Source organism: Scytonema sp. NUACC21 (assembly GCF_054684315.1).
Map to the genome: position 1 here is coordinate 1 of NZ_BAAFZH010000061.1, position 18,244 is coordinate 18,244.

General features: G+C 44.4%; 17 protein-coding genes and 2 pseudogenes. 16 read left to right on the forward strand and 3 right to left on the reverse strand.

Going from position 1 to position 18,244, the window contains the following annotated elements:
• The coding region (locus ACYRY3_RS09610; protein WP_460201458.1) for an SDR family NAD(P)-dependent oxidoreductase at window positions 1-390 on the reverse strand (390 nt) is incomplete at its 3' end.
• A 109-nt stretch (window positions 391-499) separates the two neighbouring features.
• The gene (locus tag ACYRY3_RS09615) at window positions 500-1,390 is read right to left on the reverse strand and encodes an NAD(P)-dependent oxidoreductase (protein ID WP_460201459.1); all 891 of its coding nucleotides are present in this window, start codon (window positions 1,388-1,390) and stop codon (window positions 500-502) included.
• A 509-nt stretch (window positions 1,391-1,899) separates the two neighbouring features.
• Between ACYRY3_RS09615 and ACYRY3_RS09620 the strand changes: the two genes are divergently transcribed.
• The 13 genes and pseudogenes from ACYRY3_RS09620 (at window position 1,900) to ACYRY3_RS09680 (ending at window position 13,532) form a co-directional block, all read left to right on the forward strand.
• Window positions 1,900-2,526: an arsinothricin resistance N-acetyltransferase ArsN1 family B gene (locus ACYRY3_RS09620; protein ID WP_460201460.1), complete on the forward strand. Its 627-nt coding sequence runs from the start codon at window positions 1,900-1,902 to the stop codon at window positions 2,524-2,526.
• Window positions 2,527-2,854: 328 nt separating this feature from the next.
• Window positions 2,855-4,297: an NAD(P)-binding domain-containing protein gene (locus ACYRY3_RS09625; RefSeq protein WP_460201461.1), complete on the forward strand. Its 1,443-nt coding sequence runs from the start codon at window positions 2,855-2,857 to the stop codon at window positions 4,295-4,297.
• Window positions 4,298-4,465: 168 nt separating this feature from the next.
• Window positions 4,466-5,134 carry a carboxylesterase family protein gene (locus ACYRY3_RS09630; protein ID WP_460201462.1) on the forward strand — a complete coding sequence of 223 codons (669 nt, stop codon included), beginning with the start codon at window positions 4,466-4,468 and terminating at the stop codon, window positions 5,132-5,134.
• A complete protein-coding gene (locus tag ACYRY3_RS09635) occupies window positions 5,089-5,253 on the forward strand; it encodes a class I SAM-dependent methyltransferase (protein WP_460201463.1) in 165 nt (54 codons plus the stop codon). The genes ACYRY3_RS09630 and ACYRY3_RS09635 overlap by 46 nt, the downstream gene beginning before the upstream one ends.
• Before the next feature lie 231 nt (window positions 5,254-5,484).
• Window positions 5,485-6,483: an aldo/keto reductase gene (locus ACYRY3_RS09640; RefSeq protein ID WP_460201464.1), complete on the forward strand. Its 999-nt coding sequence runs from the start codon at window positions 5,485-5,487 to the stop codon at window positions 6,481-6,483.
• A 91-nt stretch (window positions 6,484-6,574) separates the two neighbouring features.
• A pseudogene (locus ACYRY3_RS09645) lies at window positions 6,575-7,294 on the forward strand (ABC transporter transmembrane domain-containing protein); the annotation flags it as partial.
• A 1-nt stretch (window position 7,295) separates the two neighbouring features.
• Window positions 7,296-7,763 (forward strand): annotated as a pseudogene (locus ACYRY3_RS09650) (Uma2 family endonuclease); the annotation flags it as partial.
• Between the two features lie 228 nt (window positions 7,764-7,991).
• Window positions 7,992-8,573, forward strand: a complete 582-nt coding sequence (locus ACYRY3_RS09655) for a TetR/AcrR family transcriptional regulator (protein ID WP_460201465.1) — start codon at window positions 7,992-7,994, stop codon at window positions 8,571-8,573.
• A gap of 44 nt (window positions 8,574-8,617) precedes the next feature.
• The gene (locus ACYRY3_RS09660) at window positions 8,618-9,901 is read left to right on the forward strand and encodes an ABC exporter membrane fusion protein (protein WP_460201466.1); all 1,284 of its coding nucleotides are present in this window, start codon (window positions 8,618-8,620) and stop codon (window positions 9,899-9,901) included.
• Between the two features lie 68 nt (window positions 9,902-9,969).
• Window positions 9,970-10,320, forward strand: coding sequence for a DUF2834 domain-containing protein (locus tag ACYRY3_RS09665; RefSeq protein WP_460201467.1), 351 nt, complete (start codon window positions 9,970-9,972; stop codon window positions 10,318-10,320).
• A gap of 24 nt (window positions 10,321-10,344) precedes the next feature.
• Window positions 10,345-11,511: an ABC transporter permease DevC gene (devC, locus tag ACYRY3_RS09670; RefSeq protein ID WP_460201468.1), complete on the forward strand. Its 1,167-nt coding sequence runs from the start codon at window positions 10,345-10,347 to the stop codon at window positions 11,509-11,511.
• Window positions 11,512-11,569: 58 nt separating this feature from the next.
• Window positions 11,570-12,613, forward strand: a complete 1,044-nt coding sequence (locus tag ACYRY3_RS09675) for an AI-2E family transporter (RefSeq protein ID WP_460201469.1) — start codon at window positions 11,570-11,572, stop codon at window positions 12,611-12,613.
• A gap of 172 nt (window positions 12,614-12,785) precedes the next feature.
• Entirely contained in the window at window positions 12,786-13,532 is a 747-nt protein-coding gene (locus tag ACYRY3_RS09680; RefSeq protein WP_460201470.1) for a DevA family ABC transporter ATP-binding protein, read from the forward strand.
• 38 nt (window positions 13,533-13,570) lie between these two features.
• Here ACYRY3_RS09680 and ACYRY3_RS09685 read toward each other — a convergent pair whose 3' ends face one another.
• Window positions 13,571-14,017: an energy transducer TonB gene (locus ACYRY3_RS09685; RefSeq protein WP_460201471.1), complete on the reverse strand. Its 447-nt coding sequence runs from the start codon at window positions 14,015-14,017 to the stop codon at window positions 13,571-13,573.
• Window positions 14,018-14,297: 280 nt separating this feature from the next.
• Here ACYRY3_RS09685 and ACYRY3_RS09690 point away from each other — a divergent pair, with 280 nt between their 5' ends.
• The 3 genes from ACYRY3_RS09690 (at window position 14,298) to ACYRY3_RS09700 (ending at window position 18,076) form a co-directional block, all read left to right on the forward strand.
• Complete coding sequence (locus tag ACYRY3_RS09690; RefSeq protein WP_460201472.1) at window positions 14,298-14,516, forward strand: type II toxin-antitoxin system HicB family antitoxin; 219 nt, start codon at window positions 14,298-14,300, stop codon at window positions 14,514-14,516.
• Window positions 14,517-14,639: 123 nt separating this feature from the next.
• The gene (gene pruA, locus ACYRY3_RS09695; RefSeq protein ID WP_460201524.1) at window positions 14,640-17,585 is read left to right on the forward strand and encodes an L-glutamate gamma-semialdehyde dehydrogenase; all 2,946 of its coding nucleotides are present in this window, start codon (window positions 14,640-14,642) and stop codon (window positions 17,583-17,585) included.
• A gap of 179 nt (window positions 17,586-17,764) precedes the next feature.
• A complete protein-coding gene (locus ACYRY3_RS09700) occupies window positions 17,765-18,076 on the forward strand; it encodes a helix-turn-helix domain-containing protein (protein WP_460201525.1) in 312 nt (103 codons plus the stop codon).
• Window positions 18,077-18,244: the final 168 nt, after the last annotated feature.

The window sequence follows — 18,244 nt, forward strand, 5'->3', positions numbered from 1 at the left end:
GGCTTTCACTAAGCGAATGTAGCCCAACAATTTTAAATTCCAAGCGTCTAGAAATACATCATCGCTCAGGTCAAGGAACGAGCCTGCACGAGCTGACCCAGCATTATTGATTAAAATATCAATCTGTCCAAACTGTGCCAGTGTAGTTGAGACAACTTTATCAACACTTTCTGCTTGGGTCAGATCGGCACTGAGAGCAATGACTTTCGCCCCTGGTGTAGGTAGGGACTGGATAGCACTAACTGCATTTTCTAATCGTTCTGGGCTGCGAGCTGCAATAGTGACATTCACACCTTCACTATAGAGGGCTTTGGCAACAGCTAAACCGATGCCCGCACTACCACCTGTAACAATTGCTGTTTTACCTGATAGTTGTAGTTCTAAGCTCATAAGATAAATTCCTCGATTTGATAGTCTAACTATGTACGCTCTTTTGAGAACGAGGGGATACGAAGATTTCTACAACAGTTACCAGCTGCTCAAAATTAACGTGTGATTATTAACTCTTGGCTGTCAAAGTTTCTTGGGAAAGAGTTGTAATGATATCGACCATCGCACGATTTCTATCGCTTTCTTCTGGTGTTTCTTTGCCCAAAGACGTTTCCTTTACTAGGCGGTAAATATCAGCCGCCCCTTGAAAAATTCGCTCTGTTAATTCTAACGCTTCAAAGGTTTCTGCTATTTCTTCCATTTCCCCGATCCACCGATGTGCTTTTGGCGTCATGGATGGAATGGAACGGGACAGTATTTTGACTAGTTCTGGTTGGCTACTCGATACTTCGTCCCAGAGTTGTTCGTCTAAACCGAGGCGATGGGCTGCAATTAGTAATTCTGTGCCAATTGCTGTCAATCCTTTTGTTAAGGCTGCATAGCACATCTTCAAACCAGAAGCATTACCAATTTCATCGCCAATCACCCGTATATCTAATCCATAATCCCGCAGTTCTTGGAGTTCAATTGCCTGTTGTCCTGATGCATAGATGCGGGTGCGGTTCGGCACACGTGGAGGCGGGCCAATGATTGATGCATCGACAAATTGTCCGCCCTTTGATTTGATAATGTGGGCAATACTTTTTACTTTCTGGGGTGATATGGCGTTACAGTCAACGTATAAAATGCTTTTGCCAAGACTACCTATTACCTGAGCTACTTGTTGTGCTGCTTCAGTTGCAGCGGCAGGTACTAAAACTGATAGCACTACATCTGATTCAATCACCAGTTGTTTAAGGGAGCCGACATCCACGATGTTAGCTGCGGCGGCTAATTGTCGAGTGCGATCGCTCCGTTCGTCCAAAGCCGCAATCGTCTTTAATCCATGTTGATTGAGTACAGCTGCTATGGCCTGCCCCATATCACCCGGACTTAAAATACCAACAGTGTGAATTTGCATGGAAAGCTTAATTCCAAAATGCTACTCAAAGAGTACCGATCTGCTAGGCTGGGCTTAGCTCCCTGTACTCGTTATTCAATATGGTCTTGGAGCTTGAGTTACGAACAAAAGTACGGTAATCTAATGAGTATACTGTATTTTTACCAAACAAGAACTTACCACATATCTATCTTAGGAAGCAAGTAATTAAATGACTCAAAAAGCAGAAGTACCTCAATTGACTACTAATTCAAGTCTAGGCAAATCTGTGTAAACCTATCCTAACCCCTATCTTCAAGACAGACATCTGTGAAAAAGAATGTAAAGACGCTTTCATTCAACGTGTCTCTACAAGGGTTGTCGATAACGCATAATTAATTTCCAAGCCTATGCCTAGTGCTATCAATAGTCAACTATGTTTGGAGAGCGGGAACAGCCTTGTTGTTCATTTGGTTTGCAAGAAAGCAAAGATTATTGCTTTTATATTACTCTGATAAAAGAAAACCACTTTACCTTTTAAAGAACTTGCTTTGAAAACAATAATTAGACTAGTACATGAAAAAGATGCATCACAAATGCTGACGATTTATGCACCGATTGTCCGCGAAACAACAATTTCCTTTGAGCTAGAACCACCAAGCGAAGCGGAGTTTCAAAAGCGGATCGCGAGCTATCAACAGCAGATGCCTTGGCTAGTTTGCGAAGTCAATAGTGAGGTTGTAGCCTACACTTATGCTAGCCCTTATCGTACCCGCATGGCTTACCAATGGTCTGTAGAATCATCGGTGTACGTCAGTGTGAATCATCGCAGAAAAGGAATTGCCAAAGCCTTGTATACTAAACTTTTTCAGTTACTGCAGCTGCAAGGATTTTATAACGTTGTTGCCGCGATCGCTTTACCCAATCAACCAAGTGTAGCTGTACATGAGGCTGTTGGTTTTTCACCTGTAGGAGTGTTTCACCGGATTGGGTATAAATTTGGTAAGTGGCATGATGTAGGATATTGGCAATTATCTCTCCAATCAGAGCAATCTTTCTTGGCTCATGGTGAGGATTCTACAACAGCTATCAGTCCACCTCTTTCTATCTCAGAAATAGAGAAATCACCTCAGTGGGATGAGGTATTAAAAAGTGGGCATTTGCTGCTGCAAGTTTAATTCTGTATTCAAAAATATCACTTGTTTATGGGACAAGGAAGACAAGGGAAAGAGCCATATCAAGTCCAGTTGAAGACTTATCATAAAAACTTTAGGGGTCTGGGAGACAATACCGCATCGTTTGAGTCTCAAACCATCGTCTCACCACTCCAAAATAGTTTGTAATATTTAATGTTTGATAAACGAATAATTCGTGTATCATATATTTATGTTTCGCAATACACATTTTTTGTATGTGTTGTGTAAGAAAAAAATATAAAGATTATTCCCCCTCTTCCCTTCTTTAATAACAGAACATACGCATAGCGTTTCCCCCAGAGAGAGCAACATGACAACAACGACTGACCCCGATTTCGGTGCTCGCAAGGCACTACGCCTACTTGGTCCCGATCCGGAAAACTGGGTGAGCGATCGCCCTGGTATCGACCACAACGTCATAATAGTAGGTGGTAGCGGCAGTGGTAGCACCTTTGCATTTGCGCTACGACGTGCTGGTATCGGTCACGTAACTGTAATTGATGCAGCGGAGGATGAGACCCGTGCTGGTGTGTGGCTCACGCGAGCGCGGATGAAGAAACTACGCACACCCAAGAACTTACCCGGTCCCGAATTGGGTATTCCGGAACTGTCTTTCCAAGCATGGTACGAGGCACGGCACGGGACTGAAGCCTATGCAGCACTCGATCGCATTCCAAGAGTGACATGGGCTGAGTACCTCAGCTGGTATCGGCAAATCCTGGGCATTTCAGTTAGGTACAAAACGAAGTTGGTGCGGATCGAGCCAGCAGAAAGTTTTTTTCGCCTGCACCTTGAGGTAAACGGTGTCCCGCAGGTGGAGACCACACGCAAGATTATCTTTGCTAACGGTGTAGCTGGTACTGGTGGCCCATACATACCGCCTGTATTGACTGACTTACCACGTAAACTATATGCTCATACCGCTGATGCGATTGACTTCGCTGCACTGCGCGGTAAGACTGTGGCAGTGATGGGTGCGGCAGCCTCAGCTTTTGACGCAGCAGGGGTGGCACTGGAATCAGGAGCGAAGGCAGTACACTTGTTTGCACGACGTTCGGCGATCGCATCTCTGCCAGTGATTCGGGTGCGGGGTTACCCTGGTGCTTATTACAACTATCCACAACTGCCCGATTCAGCTCGCTGGTTCCAGGCTTGGCGCTTTCGCAAAGCAGGCTCCACACCACCACCTGATGCAATTGAGCGAGCAATCGCGTTTTCAAACTTCCACTTGCATTTGTCTGCACCTTGGAGAACCGCTCAGGAAAAAGGCGGTCGTATCGTCGCCCAGGTAAATGATGATATTTTCGAGTTTGATTTTGCGATCGCCGGCACCGGTTACTTTGTCGATCCGACAAAACGTCCCGAATTAGCCGACTTTGCCCATCACATCGCCCTCTGGCGCGATCGCTACGAGCCTCCAGCCGACCAGCGCGACGACGATTTAGGGACACATCCCTACCTTGGCAGCGCCCACGAATACCTAGAAAAAGTACCCGGCACCGCCCCTTACCTCAAGGACATCCATGTTTTCAACCCAGCAGGTTTCGTGAGCTTCGGGCTACCTATCGGTGACGTACCTAGCATCCGGCGTGACGTGCCAGCAATAGTAGGACGCATTAGCCACGACTTATTTTTCGCAGACTGGGAGCAGCACGAAGCACGCATTACCAGCGACAACATCGCGCCGGACTTTCAGGACTCACTGTACGCCAAAGCAGTGTGGAAACAGTCAGCAACGGTGGCAGTTAGTTAGTAGAGAGGACTGGAGACAAGGGAGACAAGGAGAAAATAGCAATCCCCAATCCAAAATCCAAAATCCACCCATCCCCAATCCAAAATCCAAAATCCAAAATTCAAAATCCACCTATCCCCAATCCAAAATCCAAAATCTACCCATCCCCAAACTTTAGGAGTAACGAATATGCCAGTAGAACAACGCTCTTACAACAGTAGCAATGGTTCATTACCATATCTTTTCTCATCAGTCGCTGACAATGCTAGTAAACCCGCGCCCCTTGTACTTTTTCTACATGGAGCGAGAGATCGCGGTAACGATTTAAATGTGCTGCTAAAATGGGGTCTACCTCGTTTCGTAGATATTTCCAGCCCATTACCTTATGTCTTTGCAGCCCCCCAACTTCCTGAAGGACAGACTTGGGTAGAGCGAGAGTCAGATGTTATTGCTTTGCTTGACGATCTCATCGCCTCTCATCCCATCGATCCATATCGTGTAATCTTATCTGGGTTCAGCTTAGGTACGGCTGGTGCTTGGCATATCGCCGCTTCCCATCCCGGACGCTTCGCTGGTTTGGTAGCAGTATCAGGTCGTGTACCCAAGACCTTAGAGGAAACTCAATTAGCTGCGCTCAAAGAAATTCCCATCCAAATATTCCAAGGAGGAAAAGACGAAAAACTACCAATTGAGGATACAGAGTCTATTGTCGCTACTTTGCGCGGACTGGGGGGGACAGTAGATTTTACTGTACTGCCTGATGGGGATCATTTTATTGCCGACGAAGTGTACAGCGATCCGAAGTTGCAACAGTGGCTGGTTTCACAGAGCCGTCGCAATACTGCCTTAGTTGTCTGAAGCTAGGACTAAACGCACAGTTTGTCATTGCAGACATGGCAAAACCTTTGCCATTTCAGAGTGCAAGCTTTGATGCTGTCATGTCCAATGTTGCCATCCATATGTTTTCAGAATCTTGATGTGTTTTCTAGTTTGGTGAAGTCTCCGATCTGGCTACATAAGCAAAAGCCAATGATGGTGCTCATCCAAAAGCAGACGGTTATGCAGAATTTGCCTCACTCGTACAAACTTAGGAAGGTTGGTTAAATTGGTTCACACCTTAAACACATACCCTTTTAGTTATGCCATCGCATTCTATTTAGAAATTCCAACACTTTCTGAATCAACTACTCTCAATCAACAACATCGCCATGACGTTACCAACTACGAATCTCGGTAAAACAGGATTGACTGTTTCGCGCCTTTGTCTTGGTACCATGACTTTTGGATTGCAGACTGATGAAGAAACTTCCAGGGTTATCCTTGACACAGCCGCCGATGCTGGTATTAACTTTTTGGATACAGCTGATGTTTATCCCCTTGGTGGTGGGATTACTACGGCTGGACGCACCGAAGAAATCATTGGTCGCTGGCTTAAATGGCAACGCGAACATTTTATCCTAGCTACCAAAGCTGTAGGCAAAGTTGGTCCTGCACCTTGGGATCGAGGTGCTTCGCGCAAACATCTTTTAGATGCGATCGATGCTTCCCTCAGACGGCTGGAAACCGATTATGTAGATTTGTATCAATTGCACTCTGATGATGTTTCAACCCCCCTGGATGAAACTTTAGAAGCCCTGGACACAATAGTTCGTGCTGGTAAAGCACGCTATATTGGCGTTTCTAACTTCTTAGCGTACCGACTCAGCCGCGCTTTAGGTCGCGCTGATGTTCGCAATCTAACTCGCTTCGTCTCAATTCAGCCCCGCTACAATTTGTTGTTTCGCGAAATTGAGAGAGAACTTTTACCCCTAGCGAAAGAAGAAGGGCTGGGTGTAATTCCTTACAATCCATTGGCAGGAGGTTTGCTCACTGGTAAACATAATCTTGCTCAAGGTCCCACTGCAGGAACTCGTTTCACTTTAGGTGAGGCTGCTGAACGTTATCAAGAACGTTATTGGCACGATCGCGAGTTCAATACTGTGGAGGAATTACGCACAGTAGCAGATTTGGCTGGGTTGTCACTCACCACCCTAGCGGTAGCTTGGGTATTGGCTAATCCGATTATCACTGCCCCTATCATTGGCGCTAGCCGTCCAGAACAACTTGCTGAGACCCTCAAGGCAGTAGAAGTAAAACTTGACGACAGTTTGAAACAAAAACTAGACGATTTAACTGCTGAATACCGAAGGGGAGATTCTCTGCGTTAGGGGTGACTTTATTTAACACCACCGGACGGCTTATCTAGCCGTCCATTTTTATTTTGCACTTATAGCTTCACCACACGAGATGACTTTCACGATGAAATCCAAACAATTAACACCCTTTCAACGTGCTGCGGATGCGCCAGCTTTACCATCAACTCCATTCAAGTTCATTTGCTATTTCGTTAACCAATTCCGGTGGTGGTATGTGGCAATGGTCGTCCTGGAGGTGATGCACGCAACCTGTAGCATTATGTTGCCTTATGCCATTGGCGAGATTATCCGGAGTGTGACGCGATCGACAGGCGGTAGCAAGCCCATTCTTGATGCCATGACTCAGCCCCTGATGCTCTTTACTGCCTTAAGTGTAGGTGAAGTCGTATTCGGGCGTTCCGCTGGGCTTTTGCAGACTATCCTCCATCCGCTCCACCGACAGCACATCGTTAGATCCCTATATGCCTACTTGCAGCAACATTCCCATCGCTACCTAAGTAGCAGTTTTGCTGGAGCATTGGCACATCGTATTAGCGAAACCTCTTTAGGTGTGACCCAGACGATGCAAATGCTGATTACTGAATTTATGCCCGTCATTATCGTGTATGCTGTTGCTACAATGTTACTGTATCATGCCTATCCTCCACTTGCTGCATTAGTGGGGGTATGGGCAGTTCTCTTCATTAGTATTTCATTTTGGCTGGCAACTCGCTGCCGAATTTACTCTCGCAAAGCCGCAGACGCAAGAAGTGAGACAACCGGCATCATTGTAGATGCAGTCACAAATCTTATCAGTAGCCGACTGTTTGCTCGTCTGGGTTTTGGGGGAATTAATTATTATGCCACCTACGGGCAGTGAAACTGGCGAACGCAATGCCGATTTAACTTATCAGTTAAGAGCTTGGAATCGCCAAAACAAGCTAGGAAAATCTTTTGACTCTTCTACTGGTTTCAAACTTCCTAACGGTGCGGAACGCTCTCCAGATGCGTCTTGGGTGAAAATGGAACAGTGGAATATTTTGACTCAAGCCGAAAAAGAAAGATTTGCTCCTTTGTGCCCCGATTTTGTAGTTGAATTAATGTCCCCCAGTGATTCCCTAGAAAAAACACGCGCCAAAATGAGGGAATATATGGATAATGGAGCAAGACTGGGATGGTTAATTAATCGCCAACAGCAGCAGGTAGAAATTTATCGTCCCAATCAAGAAGTTGAAATTTTACAAAGTCCACAAACTTTATCGGGAGAGGATGTTTTACCAGGGTTTGTTTTGGATTTGGCAGAAATCTGGTGAATATGGACAATAAAACTTTGACGTATTGCCAGTTTTGGGAATTGGTAGGTTGGGTAGAGCGTTAGCGTTACCCAACAAATCTGACAAATGTTGGGTTTCATGCTTCAACCCAACCTACGGGCTTTTGAGATAGAGCAACGCTGTATGAGTGACCCCATTTGCCTTGACAAAGCAGCTACCTACTACATATAATTTTATATAACGACTGTTCGATATAAATAAAATTATATGCCAAAGCTCGTAGACCATGACTTGTATCGTAAAGAATTACTGAGTAAATGCTTTGACTTATTTGCGGAAAAAGGATACAGCGCTATTACGATGCGCCAGATAGCTGAAGGCTTGGGTGTATCTACCGGAACTTTGTATCACTACTTCCCCAGTAAAAAAGCATTATTTGAGCAATTGGTGGAAGAAATTTGCGAGCAAGATGTATTATCAGCAATGGCTGAGTTGGAAAAGGCAAAAAATTTAGAAGAACGAGTAGAAGCTTTAGGCAACTTTTTGAATAGGAACGTTGATTATTACACGAAATGGACTTTTTTGTTTGTTGATTTTTGTCAGCATCAAGATTTTAATGAGATGCAGGGTAGTGATGTTTTTAAGCGTTCCAACGAGAAGTACGAACAAGCCTGCTATGAGATATTGGGTGTTCAAGACTCAAACCTTGCATGGTTTATATATAGCCTAATTGATGGCTTATTACTACAACGACTGATGAATAAAGAAAAGGTTTCTATTCCCGAACAATTTGCGTTGTTCAGCAAAATGCTAACGGCATATTTGGAAAAATACCAGCTGAATAAGTAGTAGTTCAGAATTACATATAGAACAGCTAATTACAAGGAATTACCATGAACATCAAAGTTTTATCTAAACCTAAAAATCAATGGTTAATTGCGCTAGTTTTGGGAGCCACAGCCATCATGGGTGGAACTATTGTTTATAGCATTTCTCAGTTTGGGGGAGTCAATCAAAAAGTCGAACCAGTGGAAACGACTTCACCAATGAAAAAAGTGACAGCCTTGGGGAGGTTGGAACCAGAAGCGGAGATTATTAAGCTGTCTGCGCCTCTATCGTTGGATGGCGATCGCCTTACCCAACTTTTAGTTAAAGAGGGAGACCAAGTCAAAGCCGGACAGGTTGTAGCAATTCTCGATTCGCGGGATAGATTAGAAGATGCTCTCAAACAAGCACAAGAGCAGGTGAAAATGGCTCAAGCTCGGCTTGCTCAGGTAAAAGCTGGGGCAAAAGCTGGGGAAATAGGAGCTCAAAAAGCCACAATAGAGCGCTTGCAAGCACAGTTACAAACAGACACAATAGCCCAAGAAGAGGCGATCGCCCGTCTGGAGGCACAGTGGCAAGGTGACAGGATAGCGCAAGCATCAACGATTGGGAGACTTGTTGCCGAACTCAACAATGCCCAAACGGAATACCAGCGACATCAGCAATTATACGGTGAAGGAGCTATTTCCAGTTCTTTATATGACAGCAAACGATTGAGTTTAGAAACAGCAAAACAGCAGTTGAACGAAGCCCAAGCAGTTTTACGTAGAATTAATGCAACTGGTAGCAAGCAAGTTCGTGAAGCAAAAGTTGCCCTAGAGCGAATTCGGGTAACTGGTGAGAAGCAAATTAGAGAAGCCAAAGCCACCCTCGATAGGATTGCTGAAGTTCGACCTGTAGATGTGCAAGCCGCAAAAGCAGAAGTTGATAATGCCATTATCTCTGTCAAACGATCGCAAACCGACTTGGAAAAAGCTTATGTCAAGGCACCAATTGCAGGAAAAATTCTGAAGATTCACACCCGCGTGGGAGAGAAGATAAGTGAATCCGGTCTTGTTGACTTAGCGCAAACCAACCAGATGGTAGCAGTCGCAGAAGTTTATCAATCCGATATAGGAAAAGTAAAACTAGGACAAAAGGCAACAGTCACGGGTCAAGCATTTGCTGGAGAACTGCGGGGAGTGGTTTCACACATTGGTTTGCAAGTTAATCAACAAAATGTTTTTAGCAATCAACCAGGGGAAAATTTAGACCGGCGAGTCGTGGAGGTAAAAATTCGCCTTAACCCCGAAGACAGCAAGAAAGTTGCAGAGTTGACTAATTTACAGGTGCAGACAGCAATTGAACTATAAATTTTCTTTGCTCTAAAAGATAACGAATGTTCGATATAGATTGCCAAACCAGTAAAAGGAGAAGTAAAATGCTAAAAATAACACTCTTTATCCTTTGTATCTTAGGTACGGTTTTACCCTTCTCTCAATTTGTGCCCTTTCTGTTAGAACACGGGCTGGATGCAAACCTTATGGTAGAACAGCTTTTTGCTAACAGAATATCTGCATTCTTCGGTATGGATGTGTTTGTCTCGGCGCTGGTTCTTTTGCTTTTTGTATTTTGGGAAGGCTCGCGACTAAAGATGAATAATTTGTGGATTTATGTTGCAAGCACGTTACTAGTTGGAGTTTCCCTAGGATTACCTCTATTTCTTCTGATGAGAGAACGCAAGCATGAAGAAACGTCACTATTGGGCGTAGGGTTTGTTGGCAAAGTGTAAGGCACTTACAAAAGGTACTCAATTATGTTTCGCAAATGGTTCCGCAAAACCCCGCTGGCATGGCGGCAGGTAATGAAAGAAAAAACTCGTTTGGCGATCGCAGTAGCAGGTATTGCTTTTGCAGATATGCTGATGTTTGTCCAGTTGGGGTTTCAGGATGCACTATATGACAGTGCAACACAACCCCATCGCTTACTAGAGGCAGATTTGGTGATGACAAATCCCCAATTGCAAACCCTTTTTTCAGTCAAAAGCTTCTCTAGGGAGAGACTCTATCAAGCATTGGGTCATGAAGGGGTAGAGTCAGTTAGTTTCCTATATATAGGTCCCGGACAGTGGAAAAATCCGGATACCCGTCTCAACCGCACCATTTTAATCTGGGGAGTTAACCCAGAAGCCCCGAGCTTGAAGTTACCACAAATCAAACAGAACGCAGCACAGTTAAAACTTCTGAATCAGGCGTTGTTTGACCGTGCTTCGCGTCCGGAGTATGGAGACATTGCAGGGGAAGTGCAAAAGCACGGAACGTTAGAAGCCGAGTTGAATGAGCAAAACGTTCAAGTTACCGGGCTGTTTACTATTGGTTCATCCTTTGCTGCTGATGGTAATGTCATTACAAGCGATTCAACATTTTTGAAATTGTTTCCAGAACGTCAGCCCAATCAAATAGAAGTCGGTTTGATTCACCTCAAACCGGGTTTTGACCCAGCTGCAGTTCAAGTGCAGCTGGCAAAAGAATTGTCAGGAGATGTGAGAGTTTTAACACCAGAAGGTTTTGCAGGGGTAGAAAAGTACTATTGGGAAAGCCAAGGAACTATTGGGTTTATTTTTGGATTGGGCGTGATTGTTGGGTTTATTGTGGGAATTGTCATTGTTTACCAGATTCTTTACAGTGATGTTGCCGAGCATTTGCCAGAGTACGCCACTTTAAAGGCAATGGGTTATGGCGATGGTTATCTGATTGGTGTCTTGTTGCAAGAAGCAGTGTTGTTAGCTGTATTGGGTTATCTTCCTGGATTTTTGATTGCGATCGCACTCTACCAATTGACATATGCAGCGACACTACTACCAATTGCTATGACAACGAGTCGGGCAATAACTGTATTTATCCTAACAGTTGCCATGTGCAGCTTTTCCGGGGCAGTGGCAATGCGGAAACTACAATCTGCTGACCCCGCAGATATTTTTTAGATAGGAGTTTTTCGTTGTATTCTCAACAAGTGATAACCTTTCTTGACTGGGGTCTAACATGACTGGTACTAGAAAACTACCGCGTTGGCTCAATATAGGATTAGCTTTTCCTGTCATTTTTATCAACGGTTGGCTATTACTCCTACTTTGCCAATACCTACAACCCATAGTCAGTATTGTATTTACAGCCAGCCTCGTTGCTTTTTTACTCAACTATCCTATCGTGTTTCTGGAAGAGCGGGGTTTGAAGCGGAGTTTGGCGATCGGGCTTGTCCTCTTGTTCGCATTATTACTGCTAGGAGTGATTGGATTAGTTCTAGGCCCATTGGTCTTTGAACAACTGGTTGAGTTTGGCAATCGCGTACCTGCTTGGATTGAAGCCGGGAAGCAAGAGCTGGAAACTTGGAACGAGAAAACAGTGTTGCAGCAACTACCAATTGATATTCGTGGAATTACTGGACAGCTAACTGGTCAACTCACTGGAGCAATGCAGTCTTTTACATCACAAATCATTAATGTCACACTTGATACCATTAATAGCGCTCTTAATCTTGTTTTAACGTTAATACTAACCATTTTTCTAGTTTTATATGGAAAAAGTCTTTGGGAGGGAATCTTAGGTTGGTTACCTGAGGATTGGAATAACCAAATCCAGTTATCCCTCAAACAAAGTTTTCAAAGCTACTTTGCAGGTCAAGCGATTATAGCAATTATCCTCAGTGCAATCATGATACTTGCGTTTCTGGCTTTACAAGTCCCTTTTGGGTTACTTTTTGGGCTGGGAATTGGGGTAGCCAGTCTCATACCGTTTGGAGGAGTTGTGAGTATCGCATTAGTTAGCTTGTTAGTAGCGTTTCAAAATGTTTGGCTGGGAGTCAAGGTGTTGGTAGTCGCAGTTGTCCTCGGTCAAATTAATGAAAATGTGGTTGCCCCTCGATTAATAGGGGGTATTACCGGGCTCAATCCTGCTTGGGTTTTTATCTCTTTACTACTAGGAGCAAAGTTTGCAGGAGTGTTGGGTCTACTTATGGCAGTACCAACTGCTAGTTTTATCAAGAAAACAGCAGATTCTCTCAGAGAACCAAGAGTTATTAGTCACTAATCATTAGTCCTTTGTGCTTTGTCCTTTGCTTAAGACAACTAGTCATTAGTCCTTTGTCCTTTGTCCTTTGCTTAAGACAAATGACCAATGACAAAGAACAAAGGACGACCTTGACCAAGAATTATACAAGTTGCAGCCACATTAGCTTATCTATTTTTGTAGGAAAAAGAAGATGCAAATTCTTAACGTTTCTGAATCTCATCAATCTACATTTGGTAAACCTGTTATCTGTGTGCGGAACCTTAACCATTATTTTGGGGAGGGTGCGCTTCGCAAGCAGGCGTTATTCGATATTAATTTAGACATCAATTCGGGTGAAATTGTGATTATGACTGGACCTTCTGGTTCGGGAAAAACAACGCTATTGACCCTGATGGGTGGCTTGCGTTCTGCCCAGGAAGGGAGTTTGAAAATTTTAGAACAGGAAATGTGTGGTGCAACTAAAAAGCAGTTGAGGGATGTTCGCCGTAATATTGGCTATATTTTTCAAGCACATAATTTAATGACGTTTTTAACAGCCAAAGAAAATGTACGGATGTCGCTAGAATTGCACGACGAATTTTTAGACCAGGATATAGATGCTAAAGCAATTGCTATGCTGGAAAGTGTTGGGTTGGGACATCGCGTTTCTTACTACCCAGACAGTCTTTCTGGTGGACAAAAGCAACGCGTTGCGATCGCCCGTGCCCTTGTAAGTCAGCCAAAAATTGTTTTAGCCGATGAACCAACAGCAGCACTCGATAAACAATCCGGGCGTGATGTTGTGGAATTAATGCAGAAACTGGCAAAAGAGCAGGGGTGTACAATTTTGCTAGTGACCCATGACAACCGTATCCTTGATATAGCCGATCGCATCATATATATGGAAGATGGTCATCTTGTCAGTGATGGCATTGATGCGGTAGCAAAGGTGCAGTAGGCAATTCAGGGGAGCAACTAAATTGGTAGAAGCCTTGGCTAGACACTCCCCTTTGCACCATAGTTGATTCTGACACGCATACCTTGTCTTCCTCCAGCTTCTGGTGCTAATTTCAACTTTCTCACTTGTTCGATCGCAGCATCATCCAGTTCCCGATGACCGCTAGACCGAATCAGCCTCACCCGAGTCACATTACCAACATCATCAGCATCAAGACTAATTTCTACAGTGCCTGCCAGCCCTTGCTGTTTTATAGTCTCAGGATACTTGAAGTTACAAAAGGTGCATTTTTCAATAAATTGCGAACCATTACCTACTGCCGATTTTGGTTGTTCGAGTATTTTGGCATCATAGCCAATGGCAAGATTATTTACGCCTGTTTTATCGGTCGGGGGGTTGGTCTTGACTTGTGCGTGGGCTAATGTAGATGCCAATACCACAACTGTGCTTGTTATCCATAGAGTTTGAACAAGAAACGACTTCACAAAAGCCTCCAATTGCAAAAATCAATACGTAGAGTAGCCGCTATTCTATACCAGTATTTTTCAATCGTCATTGGCTGGGATATGTAGCACGGTGTATGAGGATGGTTAATGAATGGGGTTATTATTCCTTAATTGGAGGAAAATGTTGTCATACCAACTGGATACATCCCTTGTACTCGGGAAAACTTACAATTTCTGGTAAAGATGGTTCGGATGCAAAACGCTATCTGTGAAAATGTTGTACAACAAGCTATAGAGGAAGTGGAGGGTAAGAAAAAAAATGACGGAACTTAAGTATCAAATGATTATACAGTGGTCAGAGGAAGACAACTGTTTCTTAGTAGGTTTCCCTGACTTTCGCGGACAACGCTGGCGAACTCATGGCGATTCTTACGAAGAAGCAGTAGCAAATGGAACTGAGGCTTTAGAGTCACTAGTCATGGCTTATCAAGCTACAGGTGAACCGCTTCCAGAACCCACTGTTAATAAAGGGTACTGATTCCATTAGCGCGAGCGTTTTTTGGCGATCGAGATGAAATTAAAAAGGCTTTGGACACTCTCTATTATGCAGGTTTGACCATTACAAGTAAAAGCAAGCACCTACGAAGCTAAAACCCAAGAAATTGCCAAGCAACTGCTTGCAGCAACACGGGAAAACCGTTCTTTCTTTGCTGCATTGCGGGATCAAATGCGCTGGGATGATAAGTTGCTGGATTGGGCAATGAGCAATCCTGGGTTACGGGTGCAGTTATTTCGCTTTATTGATACTCTTCCTGCTTTACGGAGTAAACCAGAAATTGCAGCTCACTTACAAGAATATTTGGGCGATGAGTCAGTAGAATTACCAGCTGCTTTGAAGGGGATGCTCAACTTTGCCAATCCCGATTCCATGCCGGGGCAAGTTGCTGCTACCACTGTTGCAACAGCAACAGAAACATTAGCTCATAAATATATTTCTGGAGAGAATATTAAACAGGCACTAAAGACAATTGAGCGACTGCGGAAAGAAAAAATGGCTTTCACCGTAGATTTACTTGGTGAGGCGGTGATTACGGAAGCAGAAGCCCAGTCTTATTTGGAAAGATACCTGGATTTGATGCAACAACTGGTGGAAGCATCCAAGAATTGGGCACCAGTTCCCCTTATCGACCAAGCTGATGGAGAACCATTACCAAAAGTTCAGGTTTCCGTTAAGCTAACAGCGTTCTACTCTCAGTTTGACCCCCTAGATGCTCGGGGTAGTGAAGAACGGGTGAGTTCGCGCATCCGCACTCTGCTGCGTCGTGCCAAGGAACTGGGTGCTTCTGTTCACTTTGATATGGAACAGTATGCTTACAAAGACCTAACTCTTAGCATTCTGAAAAAAATCTTGATGGAAGAAGAGTTTAGGAACCGAACAGATATTGGTATGACAATTCAAGCCTATCTGCGCGATAGCGAACAAGATGCACAAGGCTTAATTGCTTGGGCAAAACAGCGCGGTTACCCGATTACAATCCGCTTGGTTAAAGGGGCGTATTGGGATCAGGAAACTATCAAAGCTACCCAAAAACACTGGCAGCAACCCGTATATAACGACAAAGCTGCAACAGATGTTAATTTTGAGCAAATCACTGAATTATTGCTCCAAAATTACCAATATGTGTATTCTGCGATTGGTAGTCATAACGTGCGTTCTCAAGCACATGCTATGGCGATCGCTGAAACCTTAAATGTTCCCCGCCGTTGTTTTGAAATGCAAGTTCTCTACGGAATGGGTGACAAAATAGCCAAAGCTTTAGTTGATAGGGGATATCGAGTTAGAGTTTACTGTCCCTATGGGGAACTGCTTCCAGGAATGGCATATCTGATTCGCCGCTTGTTGGAAAACACGGCTAACAGTTCCTTCTTGCGGCAAAATATGGAGAACCGCCCGGTAGAAGAATTGATAGCACCTCCTGTTGCAGGACAAGAGGACAAGGATAACTCCCCATCCCCCCCTCTCCCCCTCTCCCCCTCTTCTTTCATCGGTGCGGCGGATACTGATTATGCTGAGGAGGAGGAGCGAAAGGAGGCTAATCAAGCTTTCCAAACCGTCCGCCAGCAGCTTGGTAAAACTTATTTACCTTTAATTAATGGTCAGTACGTTACCACACAACAGGTTATAGATTCTGTGAACCCCTCTAATTTTAATGAGGTGGTTGGTCAGATTGGACTTATCAGCGTTGAACAAGCCGAACAAGCGATGCAAGCTGCAAAGGCTGCTTTTCCTGGTTGGCGCAAAACACCTGTAAAGGAACGGGCTAATATACTGCGGAAAGCTGCCGAGCTCATGGAACAGCGCCGTGCGGAACTCTCTGCTTGGACAGTTTTAGAAGTTGGGAAGCCCGTGCGGGAAGCAGATGCTGAGGTTTCTGAGGCGATTGACTTCTGTCGCTATTACGCCCTGGAAATGGAACGGTTGGACGAAGGTTATAATTACGACGTGTCTGGGGAAACGAACCGATATATTTATCAGCCTCGGGGAATTGCTGTGGTGATTTCTCCTTGGAATTTCCCACTGGCGATCGCTACGGGAATGACGGTTGCAGCCCTGGTTGCTGGTAATTGTACTCTCCTCAAACCTGCAGAAACATCTTCTGTGATTGCGGCGAAACTGACAGAAATTTTAGTAGAGGCTGGAATCCCCAAAGGTGTCTTTCAATACGTACCTGGAAAGGGTTCCCAAGTTGGTGCATACTTAGTAAATCACCCCGATACTCACGTGATTGCTTTTACTGGTTCTCAAGAAGTTGGCTGTCGGATATACGCAGAAGCCGCAGTTGTGAAACCCGGTCAAAAGCATATGAAGCGAGTTATTGCCGAAATGGGTGGGAAGAATGCCATCATCGTAGATGAAAGTGCCGATTTAGACCAGGCAGTTGTTGGAACCGTACAATCCGCGTTTGGTTACAGCGGACAAAAATGTTCTGCCTGTTCGCGGGTGATAGTTCTGGAATCGGTCTATGATACCTTTGTAGAGCGGTTTGTGGAAGCAACAAAATCCCTAAACATTGGTCTAGCCGAGCAAGCAAGCACTCAAGTTGGCCCCGTGATTGATGCTAATGCACACTCGCGCATCCGCGAATATATTGAAAAAGGCAAAGCAGAAGCAAAAGTTGCTCTAGAAATGCCAGCACCAGATAATGGATACTTCATTGGGCCTGTTATCTTTACAGACGTTTCTCCAAATGCCATCATTGCCCAACAAGAAATTTTTGGCCCAGTTATTGCGGTCATTAAAGTCAAGAATTTCAAGGAGGCGCTAGAAGTTGCTAACGGCACTCACTACGCCTTAACAGGAGGCATATACTCCAGAACTCCTTCCCACATTCAAATGGCACAGGAGGAGTTTGAAGTTGGAAACTTGTATATCAACCGCACGATTACCGGTGCAATTGTGGCAAGACAACCATTTGGTGGTTTCAAACTATCAGGAGTTGGTTCCAAAGCAGGTGGACCCGACTACTTGCTACAATTCCTCGAACCCCGCACAGTGACAGAGAATATTCAACGTCAAGGTTTTGCACCTATTGAAGGGGCAGATTAATCGTAGGGTGGGCACTGCCCACCGGTTATCAATTAATACATTTGGCGATAAGACCAGAACCACCATCAAAAACACAACGTAGAGACGCGCCATGGCGCGTCTCTACAACGTGATTATTTACACATTAACAAGTAGGTAAGGCTAAAGTCCACCGTTTATCAACCAACACCATGTACAGGATGTACCAGAAGAATGATGCGATAAAAATCATCGACAAAATGACTTGTACCGACCCTGAGCTTGAGGCTATGATGGCGGAAGCTTCCATTAATGCAGAAGTGGCACAGTTGATTTACGAAGCCAGAACTTTAGCTGGGTTAACGCAGAAACAGCTTGCGGAACTCGTGGGTACAAAACAGCCTGTGATTGCACGTCTGGAAGATGCTGATTATGAGGGACACTCACTTTCTATGTTGCAAAAAATAGCTCGCGCTCTCAATCATCGGGTAGTCATTCATCTGATTCCGATGGAACACGAGCAAAGCGCATAGTGTCATATGTAACAATAAATAGGATGGGCACTGCCCACCACCCCCTTATTTACAAGGTGCAAGATGTCAATAAAGGCGATCGCGCCACAGGACAAATACGTAGATTGTAGATAGACTTACTCGAAAAACTGAGTGCTAATGTTTTGTAATGCCCTTCAATACTGAAAA

Bases quoted from the DNA above. Each gene is read 5' to 3' on its own strand.
- ACYRY3_RS09625 (WP_460201461.1), top strand. From the start codon at position 2,855: ATGACAACAACGACTGACCCCGATTTCGGTGCTCGCAAGGCACTACGC.
- ACYRY3_RS09615 (WP_460201459.1), bottom strand. From the start codon at position 1,390: ATGCAAATTCACACTGTTGGTATTTTAAGTCCGGGTGATATGGGGCAG.
- ACYRY3_RS09675 (WP_460201469.1), top strand. From the start codon at position 11,570: ATGACTGGTACTAGAAAACTACCGCGTTGGCTCAATATAGGATTAGCT.
- ACYRY3_RS09660 (WP_460201466.1), top strand. From the start codon at position 8,618: ATGAACATCAAAGTTTTATCTAAACCTAAAAATCAATGGTTAATTGCG.
- ACYRY3_RS09630 (WP_460201462.1), top strand. From the start codon at position 4,466: ATGCCAGTAGAACAACGCTCTTACAACAGTAGCAATGGTTCATTACCA.
- devC (WP_460201468.1), top strand. From the start codon at position 10,345: ATGTTTCGCAAATGGTTCCGCAAAACCCCGCTGGCATGGCGGCAGGTA.
- ACYRY3_RS09640 (WP_460201464.1), top strand. From the start codon at position 5,485: ATGACGTTACCAACTACGAATCTCGGTAAAACAGGATTGACTGTTTCG.
- ACYRY3_RS09680 (WP_460201470.1), top strand. From the start codon at position 12,786: ATGCAAATTCTTAACGTTTCTGAATCTCATCAATCTACATTTGGTAAA.
- ACYRY3_RS09665 (WP_460201467.1), top strand. From the start codon at position 9,970: ATGCTAAAAATAACACTCTTTATCCTTTGTATCTTAGGTACGGTTTTA.
- ACYRY3_RS09690 (WP_460201472.1), top strand. From the start codon at position 14,298: ATGACGGAACTTAAGTATCAAATGATTATACAGTGGTCAGAGGAAGAC.
- ACYRY3_RS09655 (WP_460201465.1), top strand. From the start codon at position 7,992: ATGCCAAAGCTCGTAGACCATGACTTGTATCGTAAAGAATTACTGAGT.
- ACYRY3_RS09700 (WP_460201525.1), top strand. From the start codon at position 17,765: ATGTACCAGAAGAATGATGCGATAAAAATCATCGACAAAATGACTTGT.